This window comes from Pseudomonas sp. PVC-3-1 (assembly GCF_057444315.1).
This window is the reverse complement of record NZ_CM172023.1, coordinates 5,993,990-6,011,608: the sequence shown is the minus strand read 5'-3', so window position 1 is coordinate 6,011,608 and position 17,619 is coordinate 5,993,990. Positions and strand designations below refer to the sequence as shown.

17 protein-coding genes are annotated in these 17,619 nt (G+C 65.8%); 15 read left to right on the top strand and 2 right to left on the bottom strand.

Features of this window, described 5'->3' with window-relative positions; all coding sequences use genetic code 11:
* The first annotated feature begins 7 nt into the window (after positions 1-7).
* From AC2T4A_RS27780 to AC2T4A_RS27710, 15 genes are all read left to right on the top strand, one after another.
* Positions 8-1,627 carry a methyl-accepting chemotaxis protein gene (locus AC2T4A_RS27780; RefSeq protein ID WP_486742299.1) on the top strand — a complete coding sequence of 540 codons (1,620 nt, stop codon included), beginning with the start codon at positions 8-10 and terminating at the stop codon, positions 1,625-1,627.
* A complete protein-coding gene (locus tag AC2T4A_RS27775; protein ID WP_416747539.1) occupies positions 1,602-2,114 on the top strand; it encodes a chemotaxis protein CheW in 513 nt (170 codons plus the stop codon). The genes AC2T4A_RS27780 and AC2T4A_RS27775 overlap by 26 nt, the downstream gene beginning before the upstream one ends.
* Positions 2,111-3,346 (top strand): CheR family methyltransferase, encoded by a 1,236-nt coding sequence (locus AC2T4A_RS27770; RefSeq protein ID WP_486742298.1) that lies wholly within the window; start codon positions 2,111-2,113, stop codon positions 3,344-3,346. Before AC2T4A_RS27775 ends, AC2T4A_RS27770 begins: the two co-directional genes overlap by 4 nt.
* The gene (locus AC2T4A_RS27765) at positions 3,339-4,025 is read left to right on the top strand and encodes a chemotaxis protein CheW (RefSeq protein WP_416747543.1); all 687 of its coding nucleotides are present in this window, start codon (positions 3,339-3,341) and stop codon (positions 4,023-4,025) included. The genes AC2T4A_RS27770 and AC2T4A_RS27765 overlap by 8 nt, the downstream gene beginning before the upstream one ends.
* Positions 4,022-6,313: a response regulator gene (locus AC2T4A_RS27760; RefSeq protein WP_486742297.1), complete on the top strand. Its 2,292-nt coding sequence runs from the start codon at positions 4,022-4,024 to the stop codon at positions 6,311-6,313. The genes AC2T4A_RS27765 and AC2T4A_RS27760 overlap by 4 nt, the downstream gene beginning before the upstream one ends.
* The gene (gene cheB / locus AC2T4A_RS27755; protein ID WP_416747547.1) at positions 6,310-7,317 is read left to right on the top strand and encodes a chemotaxis response regulator protein-glutamate methylesterase; all 1,008 of its coding nucleotides are present in this window, start codon (positions 6,310-6,312) and stop codon (positions 7,315-7,317) included. Before AC2T4A_RS27760 ends, cheB begins: the two co-directional genes overlap by 4 nt.
* A 24-nt stretch (positions 7,318-7,341) precedes the next feature.
* Positions 7,342-8,352, top strand: coding sequence for a diguanylate cyclase domain-containing protein (locus tag AC2T4A_RS27750; RefSeq protein WP_486742296.1), 1,011 nt, complete (start codon positions 7,342-7,344; stop codon positions 8,350-8,352).
* Positions 8,353-8,470: 118 nt separating this feature from the next.
* Positions 8,471-9,566, top strand: a protein-coding gene (gene prfB, locus AC2T4A_RS27745) for a peptide chain release factor 2 (protein ID WP_100227314.1) whose coding sequence is annotated in 2 segments (ribosomal slippage) — positions 8,471-8,542 and positions 8,544-9,566 — 1,095 coding nt in all. Because the reading frame shifts where the segments join, the coding sequence is not laid out codon by codon here.
* Positions 9,567-9,683: 117 nt separating this feature from the next.
* Positions 9,684-11,189 (top strand): lysine--tRNA ligase, encoded by a 1,506-nt coding sequence (gene lysS / locus AC2T4A_RS27740; protein ID WP_416747552.1) that lies wholly within the window; start codon positions 9,684-9,686, stop codon positions 11,187-11,189.
* 365 nt (positions 11,190-11,554) lie between these two features.
* Positions 11,555-12,271, top strand: a complete 717-nt coding sequence (locus AC2T4A_RS27735; RefSeq protein ID WP_017521121.1) for a TetR/AcrR family transcriptional regulator — start codon at positions 11,555-11,557, stop codon at positions 12,269-12,271.
* A 107-nt stretch (positions 12,272-12,378) separates the two neighbouring features.
* Positions 12,379-12,942, top strand: coding sequence for a hypothetical protein (locus AC2T4A_RS27730; RefSeq protein ID WP_416747554.1), 564 nt, complete (start codon positions 12,379-12,381; stop codon positions 12,940-12,942).
* A complete protein-coding gene (locus AC2T4A_RS27725; protein ID WP_416747556.1) occupies positions 12,939-14,243 on the top strand; it encodes a flavohemoglobin expression-modulating QEGLA motif protein in 1,305 nt (434 codons plus the stop codon). Before AC2T4A_RS27730 ends, AC2T4A_RS27725 begins: the two co-directional genes overlap by 4 nt.
* Positions 14,244-14,365: 122 nt before the next feature.
* Positions 14,366-15,304 carry an alpha/beta hydrolase gene (locus tag AC2T4A_RS27720; protein WP_416747558.1) on the top strand — a complete coding sequence of 313 codons (939 nt, stop codon included), beginning with the start codon at positions 14,366-14,368 and terminating at the stop codon, positions 15,302-15,304.
* Complete coding sequence (locus AC2T4A_RS27715) at positions 15,301-15,624, top strand: PA3694 family proteiin (protein WP_416747560.1); 324 nt, start codon at positions 15,301-15,303, stop codon at positions 15,622-15,624. The genes AC2T4A_RS27720 and AC2T4A_RS27715 overlap by 4 nt, the downstream gene beginning before the upstream one ends.
* A 38-nt stretch (positions 15,625-15,662) precedes the next feature.
* Positions 15,663-16,172 (top strand): O-acetyl-ADP-ribose deacetylase, encoded by a 510-nt coding sequence (locus AC2T4A_RS27710; protein WP_486742295.1) that lies wholly within the window; start codon positions 15,663-15,665, stop codon positions 16,170-16,172.
* Between the two features lie 186 nt (positions 16,173-16,358).
* Here the strand turns inward: AC2T4A_RS27710 and lptF are convergent, their stop codons facing one another.
* Complete coding sequence (lptF, locus tag AC2T4A_RS27705) at positions 16,359-17,150, bottom strand: lipotoxin F family OmpA-related lipoprotein LptF (RefSeq protein WP_416747564.1); 792 nt, start codon at positions 17,148-17,150, stop codon at positions 16,359-16,361.
* 37 nt (positions 17,151-17,187) lie between these two features.
* Entirely contained in the window at positions 17,188-17,598 is a 411-nt protein-coding gene (locus tag AC2T4A_RS27700) for a DUF4398 domain-containing protein (protein WP_416747566.1), read from the bottom strand.
* Between the last annotated feature and the right edge of the window lie 21 nt (positions 17,599-17,619).

Below are 17,619 nucleotides of genomic sequence, written 5' to 3'. Positions count from 1 at the left end.
GAACGCTGTGAAGAACTGGACTCTACGCCAACGCATCCTGGCCAGCTTTGCCGTCGTCATCGCGATCATGCTGCTGATGGTGGTGATTTCCTATACCCGCCTGCTACGCGTCGAGGCCAGTACCAAACGGGTCAGCGAAGACGCTATGCCCGGTACTTACGCCCTGACCACTGTGCGCTCGGCGTGGACCGACAGTATCCTCCTGACCCAGGTGCTGGTCGGCCTGAGCGACGGCAAGGCGCTGGACGATGCGCGCCGCCAGGAGTTCCGCGCCAACCACGACACGCTGGTGGAACGCATCACCCTGTATGAACGCACCGTCAACGACCCGCGTGACAAGGAGATGCTCGCCCACTTCAAGCAGCAGGTGTCCGAGTACGACAACCTCCTGGCCCAGGTGCTGCAGCTGTACAGCACCGACCGCGAGGCGGCGCGCAAGCTGCTGCTGGAGCGCCTGGAACCGATGTGGGAAGACGGCCGCAAGACGCTCAACCAGCTGATCTCGCTGAACAAGGAGATCGCCGATGCCGCCGCGGACAACATCGTCTCCGAGGTTTCCACCGCCAAGGCGATCATGCTGCTCTCGCTACTGCTGGCTATCGTTGCCGCGGCGGTGTGCGGACTGCTGCTGATGCGCGCCATCACCGAGCCGGTGCGCCAGGTGGTGAAAGGCTTGCAGGTCATGGGTAGCGGCGACTTCACCACGCGCCTGGCGATGGAGCGCAACGATGAGTTCGCGGTGATCGAAACCGGCTTCAACGGCATGGCCGAGGAGCTCAAGGGCCTGGTGTCGCAGGCGCAACGCTCGGCCATCCAGGTGACCACCTCGGTGACCGAGATTGCCGCCACCTCCAAGCAGCAACAGGCCACCGCCACCGAAACCGCCGCCACCACCACCGAGATTGGCGCCACCTCGCGGGAAATCGCCGCCACCTCCCGCGACCTGGTGCGCACCATGACCGAGGTGTCCTCGGCCGCCGAACAGACTTCCACTCTGGCCGGCTCCGGCCAGTTGGGCCTGGCGCGCATGGAAGAGACCATGCACCACGTGATGGGCGCCGCCGAACTGGTCAACGCCAAGCTGGCGATCCTCAACGAGCGCGCCGGCAACATCAACCAGGTGGTCACCACCATCGTGAAAGTGGCCGACCAGACCAACCTGCTCTCGCTCAACGCCGCCATCGAGGCAGAGAAGGCTGGCGAGTACGGCCGTGGCTTCGCCGTGGTCGCCACCGAAGTACGCCGCCTGGCCGACCAGACCGCTGTAGCCACCTACGATATCGAGCAGATGGTGCGCGAGATCCAGTCCGCCGTGTCCGCCGGCGTGATGGGCATGGACAAGTTCTCCGAGGAGGTGCGTCGCGGCATTTCCGAAGTCGGCCAGGTCGGCGAGCAGCTTTCGCAGATCATCCAGCAGGTGCAGGCCCTGGCGCCGCGCGTGCAGATGGTCAACGAAGGCATGCAGGCACAGGCCACCGGCGCCGAGCAGATCAACCAGGCGCTGGTGCAGCTCGGCGAGGCCACCGGGCAGACCGTGGAATCCCTGCGCCAGGCCAGCTTCGCCATCGACGAGCTGAACCTTGTGGCCAACGGACTGCGCAATGGCGTCTCCCGCTTCAAGGTCTGACGCCGCCGCGGCGGGCAGGCTTTACCTGCAGTTCCGCCTGGGCGCGGACCGCTATGCGCTGGACGTCCATGACGTCATCGAAGTGCTGCCGGTGCCGGCGCTCAAGCAGATGCCGGAGGCGCCGGGCTGGGTCGCCGGGTTGTTTCCGCATCGCGGCGAACTGCTGCCGGTACTGGACCTTAACCAGCTCGCCTTCGGCCACAGCGCACCGCGTCGCACCAGCACGCGCCTGGTGCTGGTGCGTTACCGCGCCGAAGGCGAAGGCCCGGAGCAGCGCCTCGGTCTGATTCTCGAGCAGGCCACCCATACCTTGCGCCGTGATCCGGCGGCCTTCCGTGACTACGAACTGGACAACGGCAGCGCCCGCTACCTCGGCCCCGTGCTGGAGGACGAGCAGGGCCTGTTGCAGCGCGTGAGCGTCGACCAGCTGCTCAGCGACGAAGCCCGCGCGCGCCTTCTGCGTGACTCAGGGGGAGCGCCGGCATGACCGACCCGCGCTTCGCCCAACTGCTCAAGGAACGCATCGGCCTGGACGCCGAGTCAGTCGGCGACGCCGTGATCGAGCGCGCTGTGCGCCAGCGCATCAACAAGGTCAGCGGTGGCAATACCGAGCATTACTGGATGCAACTGCAAGGCTCCGCCGAGGAAGTGCAGGCGCTGATCGAAGCGGTGATTGTCCCGGAGACCTGGTTCTTCCGTTACCCCGAATCCTTCGGCGCGCTGGCGGACCTCGCCTCCCGGCGCGTGCTGGAACTGGGAGGCACCCGGCCGCTGCGCGTGCTCAGCCTGCCGTGCTCCACGGGCGAGGAGCCGTACTCCATCGTCATGGCGCTGCTGGATTCGGGCCTCGCGCCGTCCGCCTTCCAGGTCGATGCGCTGGACGTCAGCCGCGCAGTGCTGGAGCGGGCGGAAGAGGGGCGCTACGGGCGCAATTCTTTCCGGGGTTCCAGCCTCGAATTCCGCGACCGCCATTTCACTGTCGATGGCAACGATTACCAGCTTGCCGAAGCGGTGCGTCGCAAGGTCCGCTTCCGCGTCGGCAACCTGCTGGCGCCGGGACTGCTGGCCGGCGAAGCGCCTTATGACTATGTGTTCTGCCGCAACCTGCTGATCTATTTCGATCGCCCGACCCAGGAGCAGGTGGTAGACGTGCTTTGCCGCTTGGCACGGCCGGACGGCGTGCTGTTCATCGGCCCGGCCGAAGCCAGTCTGATGTCGCGCGTCGGTCTGCGCCCGCTGGGTGTGCCGCAGTCCTTTGCCTTCCCGTTGCAGGGGGCCGAGCCGGCTCCTCGCGCGGCACCGTTGAACTGGACCGCGCCAGCGCCGATACCCCGTGCGGCTCCTGCCAAACCGGCGCCGGTCCGCCCGCGCCAGGTGAGCAAGCCCGCATTGCCGGTGGCTGTCCCTGCCGAAGATGCGCTGGCGGAAATCGCTCGGCTGGCCAACTCCGGACAGGCTGCCGAAGCGCGCCGGCGCTGCGAGGCGCTGCTGGCCGAGAAAGGCCCGGACGCCGAAGCCTTCTACTGGCTCGGCCTTCTGGCCGATGCCCAGGGCCAGGGCAGCGAGGCCCAGGCGTTCTACCGCAAGGCCCTGTATCTGCAACCCGACCACCAGGAAAGCCTGCAGCACCTGGCCGCGTTGCTCGCGGCTCAGGGCGATGCAACTGGCGCCCGTCGTTTGCAAGAGCGCGCGGCGCGAGGAGTGAAGCGCAATGGTTGAACGCAGCTATGGCTCCCTGGACGGTGATCTGCCGACGGTGGACGACTGCTGGAATCGCATCGGCGTGCGCGGCGACCGCAGTTGCCCGAAGCTGGCCGAGCACATCCATTGCCGCAATTGCCCAGTGCATGCCGCTGCCGCCATCAGCCTGCTGGACCGCTATGCGCTGGGCAGTGAAGGCTCCGCGCTGGCGCCTGTCGAAGCCGCCGAGGCGACTATCGAAGAAGGCCGCCCGCACCTGATCTTCCGTCTCGGCGAGGAGTGGCTGGGCTTGCCTACCCGCGCCCTGGCCGAAGTGGCGCCTTCCTGCCAGGTGCATTCGCTGCCGCACCAGCGCTCGCCAGCGCTGCTGGGCGTTGCCAACGTGCGCGGCACCCTGGTGGCGTGCATTTCCCTGGGCGAACTGCTCGGCCTCGACAGCCGCGCGGCCGCCCGCGACGATGCCCGTATCGTGCCGCGCATGCTGATCCTGGCGGCAGTGGGAGGGCCGATCATCTCGCCGGTGGACGAGGTGGAGGGCATCCACGAATTGAACGAGCACGCCATCGTCGAAGCCTCGTCGCAGAGCCACGCCGTCAACGACCGCTTCACCCGCGGCGTGATGCAGTGGCGCAATCGCAGCATCCGCCTGCTCGACCAGGAAGCCCTGCTCGATGCCGCCACCCGGAGCCTTGCATGACCCCGGATCAGATGAAGGACGCGTCGATGCTGGAGCTGTTCCGCCTGGAGGCGGAGGCTCAGACCCAGGTATTGGTGCAGGGCCTGATGGCGCTGGAGCGCAACCCGACCCAGGCGGACCAGCTCGAAGCCTGCATGCGCGCGGCGCACTCGCTCAAGGGCGCGGCGCGGATCGTCGGACTGGATGCCGGCGTGCAGGTCGCCCATGTCATGGAGGATTGCCTGGTCGGCGCCCAGGAGGGGCGTCTGCTGCTGAGCTCCGGGCATATCGACGCGCTGCTGGCCGGCACCGATATCCTTCTGCACATCGCCGACGCCCAGCCCGAGCGCGCCGAACAGGCACAGCAGGGCGTGCCGGCCATGGTCGAACGCCTGCAGGCGCTGGTTTCCGGAAAGGCTCCGGCGCCGCCTGCCGCCCCCGTGTCGGCGCCCGTTCCAGAACCTGTCGAGCACCCTGCGCCGGTTGTCGAACCACCCGCGCCCGCTCCAGCCGCCACCGCCGAGCGCGCACCGCGTCGTCGCTCCAGCGACAGCGATGAAGCCGGCGAGCGCGTGCTGCGGGTCACTGCCGAGCGCCTGAACCAGCTGCTCGACTACTCCAGCAAGTCGCTGGTGGAGTCCCAACGGCTGAAGCCGCTGCTCGACTCGTTACAGCGCCTCAAGCGCGTCCAGGCCAGCGCCAGCCGGGTGCTGGATGGCGCCCGCGACGCCGCCAGCACGGCCAACCTCGACGCCGAGGCGCAGGCCTATCTGGCCGACGCCCGCCGTCTGGTCGGCGAGTGCCAGCAACTGCTCAGCGAGCAGATCGCCGAGCTGGATGACTTCAGCTTCAAGGCTGGCCAGCGTGCCCAGTCGCTCTACGACACCGCGCTGTCCTGCCGTATGCGGCCCTTCTCCGATGTGCTGTCCGGACAGGCGCGGATGGTCCGTGACCTTGGCCGGTCGCTGGGCAAGACCGTGCGCCTGGACGTACAGGGCGCGACCACCCAGGTCGATCGCGACGTGCTGGAGAAGCTCGAAGCGCCGCTCACCCACTTGCTGCGCAACGCCGTCGACCACGGTATCGAATCCGCCGACGTGCGCGCGCGCAACGGCAAGCCGGAGGAGGGGACTATCCAACTGCTGGCCCGCCACCATGCCGGCATGCTGGTGCTGGAGCTGCAGGATGACGGCGGCGGCGTCGATCTCGACCGTCTGCGCACGGCCATCGTCCGCCGCCAGCTGTCCACCGAGGAAACCGTGGCGCGCCTCACCGAGGAAGAGCTGCTGAGCTTCCTGTTCCTGCCCGGCTTCAGCATGCGCGAGCAGGTCACCGAAGTGTCCGGTCGCGGCGTCGGCCTGGATGCCGTGCAGCACATGGTGCGCCAGCTGCGCGGCGGCATCCGCATGGAGCAGGTGCGCGGGCAGGGCACGCGCTTCCATCTGGAAGTGCCACTGACGCTGTCCGTCGTGCGCAGCCTGGTCGTCACCATCGGCGGCGAGGCGTACGCCTTCCCGCTGGCACATATCGAACGCATGCGCCGCCTGGCGCCGGACGAGATCGTCCAGCTCGAAGGTCGCCAGCAGTTCTGGCACGAGGGCCGCCACGTCGGCCTGGTATCCGCCAGCCAGTTGTTGCAGCGCCCCGACGGCGAAGCCACGGCAGACGAAATCCCGGTGGTGGTGATTCGCGACCGTGAAAGCGCCTACGGCGTGGCCGTGGAGAAATTCATCGGCGAGCGAACCTTGGTGGTGGTGCCGCTGGATGCCCGGCTGGGCAAGGTGCAGGACGTCTCCGCCGGCGCGCTGCTGGATGACGGTACGCCAGTGCTGATCCTCGACGTCGAGGACATGCTGCGCTCGGTGGAGAAACTCCTCGCTACCGGCCGGCTGGAACGCATCGACCCCACCGGCCGCCTCACCGGCCCGGCGCGCAAGCGCGTACTGGTGGTGGACGACTCGCTCACCGTGCGTGAGCTGGAGCGCAAGCTGCTGCTGGGGCGTGGCTATGACGTCGCTGTGGCGGTGGATGGCATGGACGGCTGGAACGCGCTGCGCTCGGAACATTTCGACCTGGTCATCACCGATATCGACATGCCGCGCATGGACGGTATCGAGCTGGTGACCCTGATCCGCCGCGACACCCGCCTGCAATCGCTGCCGGTGATGGTGGTGTCCTACAAAGATCGCGAAGAAGACCGTCGGCGCGGCCTGGATGCTGGCGCCGACTATTATCTGGCCAAGGCCAGCTTCCACGACGAGGCCCTGCTGGATGCGGTGGTCGACCTGATCGGGAGTGCGCAGGGATGAAGATAGGGATAGTCAACGACATGCCCCTGGCGGTGGAGGCGATGCGCCGCGCGCTCGCGTTCGAGCCGGCGCACCGCGTCGTCTGGGTCGCCGCCAATGGCGCCGAAGCGCTGGAGATGTGCGTCGCGCACAAGCCCGATGTGATCCTCATGGACCTGCTGATGCCGGTGATGGATGGCGTCGAGGCCACCCGCCGGATCATGGCCCAGAGCCCCTGCGCGATCATCGTCGTCACCGTCGACCTGGAACAGAACATGAGCCGTGTGTTCGACGCCATGGGCAACGGTGCGGTGGACGCGGTGAATACCCCGACCATGGGCGTCGGCGACCCCGCCGAGGCTGCACGCCCGCTGCTGCGCAAGTTGCAGAACCTGGCCTGGCTGACCGCGCCGCGCGACAGCCGCCCGGCGGGTGGCGTGGTGCCCACGCGCAAGGGCAGTGGCGTGCGCAAACTGGTCGCCATCGGCTCCTCGGCTGGCGGCCCGGCCGCACTGGCGGACCTGTTCGCGCGGCTGCCGGCGGATTTCCCGGCAGCCATCGTGGTGGTCCAGCATGTCGACGAGGTGTTCGCCGCCGGCATGGCCGAGTGGCTTTCCACCCAGTCCAGGATTCCTGTGCGCCTGGCGCGCAACGGCGAGCCGCCGCAGCCCGGCTGCGTGCTGCTGGCCGGTACCAATCACCATATCCGCCTGGTCAAGGGCGGTGAGCTGGCTTACACCGCCGAGCCCAGCGGCCACATCTATCGGCCATCGATCGATGTGTTTTTCGACAGCGTGGTGGAGAACTGGTCTGGCGATGCCGTCGGCGTGCTGCTTACCGGCATGGGCCGGGACGGCGCCGAGGGATTGAAACGCATGCGCGAACGCGGCTTTTTGACGCTGGCCCAGGATCAGGCCAGCAGCGCCGTGTACGGTATGCCCAAGGCTGCGGCGGCGATCGGCGCCGCGGTGGAAATTCGCGCGCTGGGCGACATTGCCCGAAGACTCGCTGAAGTCTGCGCCTGAGTGCAGGCTACGGAGCCCCATCAGATGAACCTTTTGACGAGTGACTACCCCGTGAACACCCCAGGCGATTCCGCTGTGATGGTGCTGCTGGTCGACGACCAGCCGATGATCGGCGAGGCCGTGCGCCGTGCGCTGGCGGACGACCCCAGCATAGACTTTCACTTCTGCTCCGATCCGCACCAGGCCATCGCCCTGGCGATCCAGATCAAGCCCACGGTGATCCTCCAGGACCTGGTGATGCCCGGCGCCGACGGCCTCACGCTGGTGCGCGAGTACCGCGCCAACCCGGCCACCCGCGATCTGCCGATCATCGTCCTGTCGACCAAGGAAGACCCGGCGGTGAAAAGTGCGGCCTTCGGCGCCGGCGCCAACGACTACCTGGTCAAGCTGCCCGACGCCATCGAGTTGATCGCCCGGGTGCGCTACCACTCGCGCTCCTACCTCGCCCTGCAGCAGCGCGACGAGGCCTACCGCGCCCTGCGCGAGAGCCAGCAGCAGCTGCTGGAAACCAACCTGGTGCTGCAGCGGCTGATGAACTCCGACGGTCTCACCGGGCTGTCCAACCGCCGGCACTTCGACGAATACCTGGAAATGGAGTGGCGCCGCGGCCTGCGTGAGCAGACCCAGCTGTCGATCCTGTTGATCGACGTGGACCACTTCAAGGCCTACAACGACACCTTCGGCCACGTACAGGGCGACGAGGCGCTGCGCCAGGTGGCCGGCGCGATACGCGCCAGCGCCAGCCGCCCCTCGGACCTGCCGGCGCGCTACGGCGGCGAGGAGTTCGTCATGGTCCTGCCCAACACCTCGCCCGGCGGCGCACGCCTGCTGGCGGAGAAGCTGCGGCGCCTGGTGCAGGACCTGAACATCCGCCACGAACTGCCGACTCCGGGGGCGTCGCTGACCATCAGTATCGGCGTGGCAACCCTGATCCCCCAGGCCGGGCAGGCCTGCCGCCAGCTCATCGAACTGGCCGACCAGGCGCTCTACAACGCCAAGCACGGCGGGCGCAACCAGGTGGCCATCGCCGGCTGAACGGGCGGGGAGGGCGCGGAAACGGTGGGCGTGCTTTGTCGTAAAGCCTGAAAAGGCGACGAAAATTCACGTATACTTGCCGGCTTTTCTACGCCCTTACCCGTGAGAGATGCCCGCCATGGAAATCCAACCGATCCTCAACAGCATCAAGGACCTCTCCGACCGTACCCATTCGATTCGGGGGTATCTTTGACTACGATCTGAAACATGATCGTCTGATCGAAGTAAACCGCGAACTGGAAGACCCGGCGGTCTGGAACAAGCCCGAATACGCCCAGAACCTGGGCCGCGAGCGCGCCATGCTGGCGCAGATCGTCGAGACCCTCGACGAGCTCACCGGCGGTCTGGCCGACTCCCGCGACCTGCTCGACATGGCGGTCGAGGAGAATGACGAAGGCGCCGTCGGCGACGTCGAAGCCGAAGTCCAGCGCCTGCGCGAAATTCTCGAGAAGCTCGAGTTCCGCCGCATGTTCAGCGGCGAGATGGACCCCAACAACGCCTACCTGGATATCCAGGCCGGCTCCGGCGGCACCGAAGCCCAGGACTGGGCGAACATGCTGCTGCGCATGTACCTGCGCTGGGCGGACAAGAACGGCTTCGATGCCGAGATCGTCGAGCTGTCCGAGGGCGAAGTCGCCGGCATCAAGGGCGCTACCGTGCACATCAAGGGCGAATATGCCTTCGGCTGGCTGCGCACCGAGATCGGCGTGCACCGCCTGGTGCGCAAGAGCCCGTTCGACTCCGGCAACCGTCGCCACACCTCGTTCACCGCGGTGTTCGTCTCGCCGGAAATCGACGACAACATCGAGATCGAGATCAACCCGGCCGACCTGCGCATCGACACCTACCGCTCCTCCGGCGCGGGCGGTCAGCACGTGAACACCACCGACTCCGCGGTGCGTATCACCCACGTGCCGACCAACACCGTGGTGGCGTGCCAGAACGAACGCTCCCAGCACGCCAACAAGGACACCGCCATGAAGATGCTGCGGGCCCGGTTGTACGAGCAGGAGATGCAGAAACGCACCGCCGCCTCGCAGGCGCTGGAAGACACCAAGTCCGATATCGGCTGGGGCCACCAGATCCGTTCCTACGTGCTCGACCAGTCGCGCATCAAGGACCTGCGTACCGGCGTGGAACGCAGCGATTGCGACAAGGTGCTCGACGGCGACCTGAACGAGTACCTCGAGGCCAGCCTCAAGCAAGGGCTCTGACGCAGAGCCCCATTGTAGGAGCGAGCTTGCTCGCGAACCCGTCCAAGAGCTTCGCGAGCAAGCTCGCTCCTACACGTATCCCCCAATTTGAATTAGACGCCAGGCAGATAGACGACCATGAGCGACCAACAACTCGACCAGACCGAACTGCAACAGGAAGAAAACAAGCTGATCGCCCAGCGCAAGGAAAAACTTGCCGCCGTGCGTGAGGCCAAGGCCATTGCCTTCCCCAATGACTTCCGCCGCGAGAACTACTTCGCTGACCTGCAGAAACAGTACGAGACCGCGACCAAGGAAGAGCTGGAAGCAGCCGCCATCCCGGTCAAGGTCGCTGGTCGCATCATGCTCAACCGCGGCTCGTTCATCGTCCTGCAGGACAGCAGCGGCCGCCTGCAGGTCTACGTGAACCGCAAGACCCTGCCGGAAGAAACCCTGGCCGAGATCAAGACCTGGGACCTGGGCGACATCATCGGCGCCGAAGGCACCCTGGCTCGTTCCGGCAAAGGCGACCTGTACGTCGAAATGACCAACGTGCGCCTGCTGACCAAGTCGCTGCGCCCGCTGCCGGACAAGCACCACGGCCTGACCGACACCGAGCAGCGCTATCGCCAGCGCTACGTCGACCTGATCGTCAACGAGGAAACCCGCCACACCTTCCGCGTGCGTTCCCAGGTTATCGCCCACATCCGTCGTTTCCTGTCCGATCGCGGCTTCCTCGAAGTGGAAACCCCGATGCTGCAGACCATCCCCGGCGGCGCGGCGGCCAAGCCTTTCGAAACCCACCACAACGCACTGGACATGGCCATGTTCCTGCGTATCGCTCCGGAGCTGTACCTCAAGCGCCTGGTGGTCGGTGGCTTCGAGAAGGTCTTCGAGATCAACCGCAACTTCCGTAACGAAGGCGTTTCGACCCGGCACAACCCCGAGTTCACCATGCTCGAGTTCTACCAGGCCTACGCCGACTACGAAGACAACATGGACCTGACCGAGGAGCTGTTCCGCGAGCTGGCCCAAGCCGTGCTCGGCAGCACCGACGTGCCCTACGGCGACAAGGTCTTCCACTTCGGCGAGCCGTTTGCCCGTCTGTCCGTGTTCGACGCCATCCTGAAATACAACCCGGAACTCACCGCGGCTGACCTGACCGACATCGAGAAGGCCCGCGCCATCGCCAAGAAGGCCGGCGCCAAGGTCCTCGGCCACGAAGGGCTGGGCAAGCTGCAGGTGATGATTTTCGAAGAGCTGGTCGAGCACAAGCTGGAGCAGCCGCACTTCATCACCCAGTATCCGTTCGAAGTGTCCCCGCTGGCCCGCCGCAACGACAACGACCCGAGCGTCACCGACCGCTTCGAGCTGTTCATCGGTGGCCGCGAGATCGCCAACGCCTACTCCGAGCTGAACGACGCCGAAGACCAGGCCGAGCGCTTCATGCTGCAGGTGAAGGAGAAGGACGCCGGTGACGACGAGGCGATGCACTTCGACGCCGACTTCGTCAACGCGCTGGAGTACGGCATGCCGCCCACCGCCGGTGAAGGCATCGGTATCGACCGCCTGGTGATGCTGCTGACCAACTCGCCGTCGATCCGCGACGTCATCCTGTTCCCGCACATGCGCCCGCAGGCGTAAGCGTCGGAACTGGGAAAAAGGCCGCCTTCGGGCGGCCTTTCTCGTTTGGGTCGCGGACAGCTTTTGTAGGAGCGAGCTTGCTCGCGAACTGATCCACTCAGGTGCTTCCGGTGAGCCCGTTCGCGAGCAAGCTCGCTCCCACAGGGACGTGGGATTTGGGCGGTATACCATCCGACGAAGTGCACCCGCGCACCGTGGCTCGGCGTGCCTGTGGCAAGTCTCACTCCCAGGCCTGATTCCCAGCCGCCTGCTCTGCCTCGCGGTTCGTTTCATGCGCCGGTGTCGCAGCAGCACGGCGGCAATTGTTTTCCCACCGAAAAGCTCGAACAATGCGCCATCAGGCCGCGCCGCCGGAGGTAATGCCAGTGACCCAAGTGTCCCCGCGAGACAGCGCAGCGCAAGTCGCCAGCGCCATCGCAGAAAGTGTCAAATACCAGGGCCGCAAGGCCAGCCGCCAGGGTAGCGAGCAGCGTCGCCAGGCGATCCTCGACGCCGCCCTGCGGATCATCGTGCGCGATGGCGTCCGCGCCGTGCGCCACCGTGCCGTGGCCGCCGAGGCTGGTGTGCCGTTGTCGGCCACCACCTATTACTTCAAGGACATCCAGGACCTCATCACCGACACCTTTGCGCTCTTCGTCGAACGCAGCGCCGAAGCCCTGTCGACCTTCTGGAGCAGCGTCGAGGGCGATCTCCAGGCCATGGCCGCCGGCCTCGCCCAGGACGACCCGCAGGCGCGCCGCGAGCTGACGGCGAATATCGTCGAGCTGGCAATCAAGTACGTGCAGGTCCAGCTCACCGAGCGACGCGAGCACCTGCTGGCTGAACAGGCCTTCCGCCAGGAAGCGCTGCTCAACCCCAGCCTCAGCGAACTGGCGCAGCGCCACCGGCGCATTCTCTCCCTGGGCGTGGTGCATTTCTTCGAAGTGCTCGGCTCCAGACAGCCCGAGCAGGATGCCCGGGTGTTGACGGCCATCATCCTGCAGATGGAGTATCAGGGCCTGCTGGACGGCGCCGACCACCTGCAGATCGAGGAAATGCGTGCCATCCTTAGCCGCTATCTCGACCTGGTGATGGGCCTGTAGCTCCAGCTGCTGCATTCCAACCCCGCCATCCGGCGGGGTTTTCGTGTCGGAACTCCGGACGCCTGTGCGCATCGCATGCAAAGGCATCCGGACCTAAGGAGGGCGTGATGAAAGTCTGGCGTGCACTGCTGCTGTTGAGCATCTGCCTGCTCAGTGGCTGTCTGGTGACGTTCAAGGACCCGATTCCGGCCAATGAGCCCGCGCCGGCTCACCTGCTGGGCCAGTGGTCGCGTGTGGACGAGTACGGCGAAGAGCAGTTCCTCGAAGTCACCCGCTCCGGCTCCAATCTTTACCGCGCCCTCAGCTATGTTGATAGCAAGGACAACACCGACAGCGTCGAGGACTTCGGCTTCACCGTCGCTCACCACGGCAAGCGCTGGTACCTCTCCGCCGGGCTGCCGAAAAGCATGGGCGGCAACTTCGCCCTGGCCGGCTTCGAGATCACCGACAAGGACGAACTGGTGATCTATAACCTGGATGTCGAGCACATCCTGCAGGACATGAAGGAAGGCGCGCTCAAGGGCGAGAAGGTCGACACCGAACAAGGCGCCGGCGCCCTGGTGACGAGCCCGCTGGCTGATGTGATCAAGTACCTGAACGATCCTGCCAATTCCGACGTGTTCGTCGAAGCGCTGCGCTTTTCGCGCGTGACTCCGGGAGAAAAGCCATGACCCCACGGCGCAAGAAGTCTACGCCCAGCGAATACCAGCAGATCATCCGTGGCCTGTCCGACCGCATCGTCGAGGCGCAGACGCCGATCCGCGTGCTCGACGCCATCAAATGGGACGACGGCATCCGCGACGATTTCCTCAAGGGCCGCGGCAAGCACGCGCCCAAGGTCGACCGCGCCTACTACGACGGCCGACCGCTGTCCTTCGACAGCAGCGCGAAGAAGCAGGAATTCCAGAACATCGAGCGCGATATCACCCGTCACCTTGGGCAGTTCAACCCGGTAGGGCAGATCATGCGGCGCATGTGCAAGGAATACCGCATGGTCATCCGCATGCTCGAAGCGCGTGGTACCCAGGACTTCGGGCTGATTTCCCAGGAACTCTATGGCTCGGCCTCCGACGCCTTCCACGCTGGCGACCCGACCCTGGCCGACCTGGGCCTGATGCTTTCGGACTACCTGAACAACATCGCCGACCGTGGCGACCTCAAGGACGAACCCAAGACACTCACCGCCAGCGACGCGGTGAAGATGCTGCAGGAACGCCTGAACAAGGTATTCGACGGCAAGGAAGACACCATCCGCGTCTTCGAGTCCGACGGCATCGTCGCCGACGCCGCGGCCGGCGCCGACTACATCAAGGTGCGCGCGGACGCGATGTTCAACGAGCGCGACGTGCGCGCGCTGGAGGTCCATGAGGGCCTGGTGCACGTCGGCACCACGCTCAACGGCCTCAACCAGCCGATCTGCACCTTCCTCGCCAAGGGACCGCCATCCTCCACGGTGACCCAGGAAGGCCTGGCGATCCTGATGGAAGTGATTGCCTTTGCCTCCTACCCGACGCGCCTGCGCAAGCTGACCAACCGCACCCGCGCCATCCATATGGCGGAAGAGGGCGCGGATTTCCTCGAGGTGTTCCACTTCTACCGCGAGCAGAACTACAGCGTGGAGAGCAGCTACCAGAACGCCAGCCGGGTGTTCCGTGGCTCGACGCCCAATGGTTTGCCCTTCACCAAGGACCTCTCGTACCTCAAGGGTTTCATCCTGATCTACAACTACATCCAGCTCGCGGTGCGCAAGGGCAAGCTGGAGCAGATCCCGCTGCTGTTCTGCGGCAAGGCCACCCTGGAAGACATGCGTACCCTGCGCCAATTGGTGGACGAGGGCCTGGTGGTGCCGCCCAAGTACCTGCCACCGCAATTCCGTGACCTCAATGCGCTGTCGGCGTGGATGTGCTTCTCCAACTTCCTCAATCATCTCAGCCTCGACCGCATCGAGGCGGATTACGCCAATATCCTCTGACTGCCGGCCCGGTTTTTTGTAGGAGCGAGCTTGCTCGCGAACATCTCGCCAAAGACTCCGTCGCTGGGCAGGTTCGCGAGCAAGCTCGCTCCTACCGGGTGGTTACCTGCAAGGACGACCTCATGCTGAATCGCTGTATCAAGGCCGCCGCCTTCACGCTGCTTTTCACACTCGGCGGCTGCAGCTCCCTGCTGTTCTACCCCAGCGACGACGTCGCCATCACACCCGCGCGGGCCAAGCTCGACTACCGCGACGTCACCCTGACCACCGCCGACGGCGTGAAGCTCGCCGGTTGGTGGCTGCCGGCAAAAGCGGGCGTGCCGGTGAAGGGCACCGTGCTGCACCTGCATGGCAACGGCGGCAACATGGCCTGGCACCTGGGCGGGGCGTACTGGCTGCCGGAGCAGGGCTATCAGGTGCTGATGGTGGATTACCGTGGCTACGGCAAGTCCGAGGGTGAACCGAGCCTGCCCGCCATCTACCAGGACATCGATGCTGCTTTCGCCTGGCTGGACAAGGCACCGGAAGCGCAAGGCAAACCGGTGATCCTGCTCGGGCAAAGCCTGGGCGGTGCCATGGCCGTGCACTACCTGGGCCTGCATCCGGAGCGGCAGAAAATGTTGCATGCGGTGGTGCTCGACGGCGTTCCAGCCAGCTACCGCGACGTGGCGCAATACACCCTTTCCACCAGTTGGCTGACCTGGCCGTTGCAGGTGCCGCTGTCCTGGCTGGTGCCCGACGGCGACAGCGCCATCCGTTCCATGCCGCGACTTTCTGGCGCACCCGTGCTGCTCTTCCACAGCATCGACGATACCATTGTGCCCCTGGACAACGGCCTGAGCCTCTACAAGGCCAAGCAGCCGCCGAAAGTCTTCCAGCTGACGCGCGGCAACCACGTGGAAACCTTCGGCGAACCCGTGTGGCGCGAAGTGATGCTGCGTTTCCTTGACGATCCGCAGCACTTCACCGGTTTGCGTCGCCTGGCTGAAGTCCCGAACTATCCCTCTCCGGCGAAGCCACAGGAATCGCAGGCGGACCCGAAACAACAAGGCACCCCATGAACGACCGCAACCCGATCTCCTATATCCTCACCGTCATCGCCACCATCTTTGTCTCGGTCGGTACGCTCTGGTACTACGGCTACCTGCACTTCGCCAAGCCCGAGGACGCGCTGGAACTGAGCCAGTTCACCATGCTGAAAAGCATCCCCGGCCAGGACACCAAGCTGTCCCTGGACCCGGCCGACCAGCAGGCGCAGTGCATCGATGGCGTGCTGGTGATGTTCGACATGAGCCAGAAGGGCCTGACCGGCGTGCTGGTCGACGGCCGCAAGCGCGCCGTGCGCTGCATGGGTGAGCAGACCCCGCAAGAGGTCAAGTGACGGCGAGCCCGTCGTCGCAGGCCAAGGGAGCAAGCAACATGAGCCATCCCGAGATCCGCGTCTGGCAGGGCGATATCACCCGTCTCGACGTCGATGCCATCGTCAACGCCGCCAACAGTTCATTGTTGGGCGGTGGTGGCGTGGACGGCGCCATTCACCGTGCCGCCGGCCCGGACCTGGTCCACGCCTGCCGCCCGCTGGGTGGCTGCAAGACCGGCCAGGCGAAGATCACCCCCGGCTTCCGCCTGCCGGCGCGCTTTGTCATCCACACCGTCGGGCCGGTCTGGCGCGGCGGCGACCACGGCGAGCCTGAGCTGCTCGCCCAGTGCTACCGCAACAGCCTGCAACTGGCCGAGGACAGGGGCCTCGCCAGCGTCGCCTTTCCCGCCATCAGCACCGGCATCTACGGCTATCCCGCCGAAGCGGCAGCGCAGGTTGCCGTGGACGAACTGCGTCGTCCGCGTCGCGAGGGAAGTTCACTGCGGGAGTCGGTGCTGGTGCCTTTCTCGGCGGAGATGGCCGAGCTCTATCGACGCCTGCTGGGCTGAGCGGCCCTCGGCTCCTTGTAGGAGCGAGCGAGCTTGCGAACCCAGGTTCGCCTCCGAGTCGCTGTCATCCTCTCGCCGCAGCCCCCTCCCTTTGGGCCGGATGAGGGATTTGGTGCGTTAATCTGATCGCGAGCAAGCTCGCTCCTACGAAAATCAGCCCCGCAGGAGCGAGCTGTCACAGGCCGGTCAGTAAGTCGAGCTCACCGACGAGCGGGGCTGCACCGGGTTGGCGTCATTGGAAATGGTGACCTCGACGCGGCGGTTCATCGCGCGCCCGGCGGCGGTGGTATTGCTCGACACCGGGTACTCCTTGCCGTAGCCACGAGCGACGACGCGGTCCGGGGTCACGCCCTGGCTCAGCAGCGCCAGGCGGATGGCGTCGGCGCGACGCTCGGACAGCCCCTGGTTGTAGGAGGAGGAGCCGCTGCTGTCGGTGTAGCCCTCGACGATGACCTTGCGTTCCGGATTCTGCTGCAGGTAGCCAGCGAGATTCTGCACATTGCTCATGGCGCCGGGCTTCAGCTCGGCGCGGTCGAGATCGAACAGCACGTCACCGAACGACACCATGGTCCCGCGCGAGGTCTGTTTGGCGTTCAGCTCGCCCTTGAGCTTGTTGAGCTGCGCGGTGCGAGCATCCAGCCGGGCCTGGGCGCGCTGGGCCGAGGTGTTCTTCATCTGGTCCTCAGCGTTGCGCAGGGCCACCGTCTGGTTGGCCAGCTCGATGCGTTGCTGGGTCAGGTAGGCCAGTTGGTCGACCTCCTTCTGGTCGGCGCCGTCGCGGTAGGCCTTGTCGGTCTTGGCCAGCCAGTCGCCGGCATCCTTGGTTTCCAGCGCGGCCTGCTGGGTGGCCTGCGGTTCGGCCTGCAGGGCCTGGAAGTCGCCACGGGCCTTCTCCAGGTTGGCGTTGGGCGGGGTGGAACATGCGGCCAGGGCCAGCGCAAGGGTGGAGATGGCGGGCAGTACGATGAGCTTGTTCATGTCGAAATTCCTTATATGACCGGACGTAGGGGCGGGATCACTGGGCCTGCTGCAGGCCTTCCTGACGCAACTCCATCACGCCCTGCTGGGCGTCCTTGACGTTGTTCTGCGCCTTCACGGCCTGCGACTTGCGTTCGGCCACGCGGGCGTCCCATTCGGCCTGCTGGGCCAGGCGCTTGGCCTGGTCGTATTCCTTGTCGTTCAGGGCGATGCGCGCCTGAGCGAGTTTGTCCTGGGCGTTCTTGGTCTCCACCGGGGCGTATTCCGGGCCGCCGGAGCTCACGGCGGCGTTCACCGCCGATTCGGTGACGGCCATCTGTTCGCTGGGCGGGTTGCCAGCGCAGCCAGCCAGCAGCACGGCGCTGCCAAGGGCGAGCAGACCGAGGCGCAGCGATGCGCGGGTGGAGACGGTCGGGACGGTTCGAGCGCTCTGAGATTTCAGTTCCATTGGGTGAATCCTCTGACGTTT

Coding starts and splice junctions, on each gene's coding strand:
- AC2T4A_RS27775 (WP_416747539.1), top strand. CDS start 1,602: ATGGCGTCTCCCGCTTCAAGGTCTGACGCCGCCGCGGCGGGCAGGCTT.
- AC2T4A_RS27770 (WP_486742298.1), top strand. CDS start 2,111: ATGACCGACCCGCGCTTCGCCCAACTGCTCAAGGAACGCATCGGCCTG.
- AC2T4A_RS27765 (WP_416747543.1), top strand. CDS start 3,339: ATGGTTGAACGCAGCTATGGCTCCCTGGACGGTGATCTGCCGACGGTG.
- AC2T4A_RS27760 (WP_486742297.1), top strand. CDS start 4,022: ATGACCCCGGATCAGATGAAGGACGCGTCGATGCTGGAGCTGTTCCGC.
- cheB (WP_416747547.1), top strand. CDS start 6,310: ATGAAGATAGGGATAGTCAACGACATGCCCCTGGCGGTGGAGGCGATG.
- AC2T4A_RS27750 (WP_486742296.1), top strand. CDS start 7,342: ATGAACCTTTTGACGAGTGACTACCCCGTGAACACCCCAGGCGATTCC.
- lysS (WP_416747552.1), top strand. CDS start 9,684: ATGAGCGACCAACAACTCGACCAGACCGAACTGCAACAGGAAGAAAAC.
- AC2T4A_RS27730 (WP_416747554.1), top strand. CDS start 12,379: ATGAAAGTCTGGCGTGCACTGCTGCTGTTGAGCATCTGCCTGCTCAGT.
- AC2T4A_RS27725 (WP_416747556.1), top strand. CDS start 12,939: ATGACCCCACGGCGCAAGAAGTCTACGCCCAGCGAATACCAGCAGATC.
- AC2T4A_RS27720 (WP_416747558.1), top strand. CDS start 14,366: ATGCTGAATCGCTGTATCAAGGCCGCCGCCTTCACGCTGCTTTTCACA.
- AC2T4A_RS27715 (WP_416747560.1), top strand. CDS start 15,301: ATGAACGACCGCAACCCGATCTCCTATATCCTCACCGTCATCGCCACC.
- AC2T4A_RS27710 (WP_486742295.1), top strand. CDS start 15,663: ATGAGCCATCCCGAGATCCGCGTCTGGCAGGGCGATATCACCCGTCTC.
- lptF (WP_416747564.1), bottom strand. CDS start 17,150: ATGAACAAGCTCATCGTACTGCCCGCCATCTCCACCCTTGCGCTGGCC.
- AC2T4A_RS27700 (WP_416747566.1), bottom strand. CDS start 17,598: ATGGAACTGAAATCTCAGAGCGCTCGAACCGTCCCGACCGTCTCCACC.